Annotated in this window: 3 protein-coding genes; all 3 read right to left on the minus strand. The window is 42.5% G+C overall.

Annotation, left to right across the window (positions count from 1 at the left end; translation table 11 throughout):
* Positions 1-304: transposase (locus P20311_RS04435; protein WP_036984834.1), on the minus strand; the 304-nt coding region annotated here is incomplete at its 3' end.
* A gap of 80 nt (positions 305-384) precedes the next feature.
* Positions 385-735, minus strand: a complete 351-nt coding sequence (tnpB, locus tag P20311_RS04440) for an IS66 family insertion sequence element accessory protein TnpB (RefSeq protein ID WP_036984835.1) — start codon at positions 733-735, stop codon at positions 385-387.
* Positions 732-1,073, minus strand: coding sequence for a hypothetical protein (locus P20311_RS04445; protein ID WP_008110143.1), 342 nt, complete (start codon positions 1,071-1,073; stop codon positions 732-734). The genes tnpB and P20311_RS04445 overlap by 4 nt, the downstream gene beginning before the upstream one ends.
* Between the last annotated feature and the right edge of the window lie 82 nt (positions 1,074-1,155).

Consider the following 1,155-nt stretch of genomic DNA (forward strand, 5'->3'; position numbering starts at 1 on the left):
GACACAATTTATCTTCAATATCGTGAATAACCTGCTCACGGGGTAAGTCTTTTGGCAGTGGCTTACGCACCGGCTTTTTACGGGTATAACTAATGGATTGTTGCTCAGCCTCAGCGGCTTCAATAATCTCTTCCACTTCATTGAATAACTCGCCTTGCCCTACAAAGCCTTCAGCACTTTTGCCGAATTGTTTTTGTTGGGCTAAACGCCAGCGCTCTTCCAAGGCTGCGATTTGTGCATCCTTCTGCGCTAACAGTTTTTCAAGTTCAGCAATACGCTGTTTAAGGGCGAGTTCATTTTTCATGAGGCCTATTTTAAGGCATAACAAAAGGCTTTCCAGTGCTAACTGAGCTAACTTTGATGATCATCAATCGATCGCAAATATTAAAGCACTTGCTTACCTGCAATATCAATTTTGCTGTGGCCAATCACATCATAACCCGACAATAACCAGTGTAATTGTTGCTCGGTTAATGTCATGGTGGGTGACATGAGTTTAGGCCATTTGAACTTATGCTTATCTAAACGCTTATACCACAGGGCAAATCCTGTGTTATCCCAGTACAGCAGCTTGAGTTTGTCGCGGCCTTTATTACAAAAGACAAATAGTGCGCCACTGAGTACAGGTAGTTCAAGTTCAGCTTCCACTAAGGCGGCTAGTCCATTAATCGATTTACGAAAATCGACCACATCGGCACATAAATAAACGGTGGGTACATCAACAAACATCTTCATGCCGTTAGCCCTTTAATGATGGAAACGATATCGGTCGTTGCTAAATTGGCAGGAAACATTAACTGGCCTGTGCGGATATCAAACTGAAGCACATTTGGATGAGTTTGCGCGCAGAATTCAGTGGTGGTTTTATTTACCTGAATAAAACGTGATGAAGTGGCATTAAGTGATTGCTGCGGTAAGTTTGGGTTTGACTGCTTAACAAGTAGGGCGCGCTGTTTATAATAAGTGGTAATAGCGACATTGTGGTGTTGGCAGAATTCAATATTAGTACCTTTAAAATTACTGCGCTTCTGAAGTAGCTCTAACCACTGTGCCGCTGTTCTGTATGTTTTCATCACCTGCTCCAAATTTATCGTTGAGCAGGTATTTTCAAATAGTCAGATTAACGATGCGAGGTGTGGTTCGCTAGACGGTTAC

The organism is Pseudoalteromonas sp. BSi20311 (assembly GCF_000239875.1).
In the GTDB taxonomy this organism is placed as follows: Bacteria; Pseudomonadota; Gammaproteobacteria; order Enterobacterales; family Alteromonadaceae; genus Pseudoalteromonas.

What these genes read in the sequence shown, in the direction of transcription:
- P20311_RS04445 (WP_008110143.1), bottom strand. Translation starts at nt 1,073, where the DNA reads ATGAAAACATACAGAACAGCGGCACAGTGGTTAGAGCTACTTCAGAAG.
- tnpB (WP_036984835.1), bottom strand. Translation starts at nt 735, where the DNA reads ATGAAGATGTTTGTTGATGTACCCACCGTTTATTTATGTGCCGATGTG.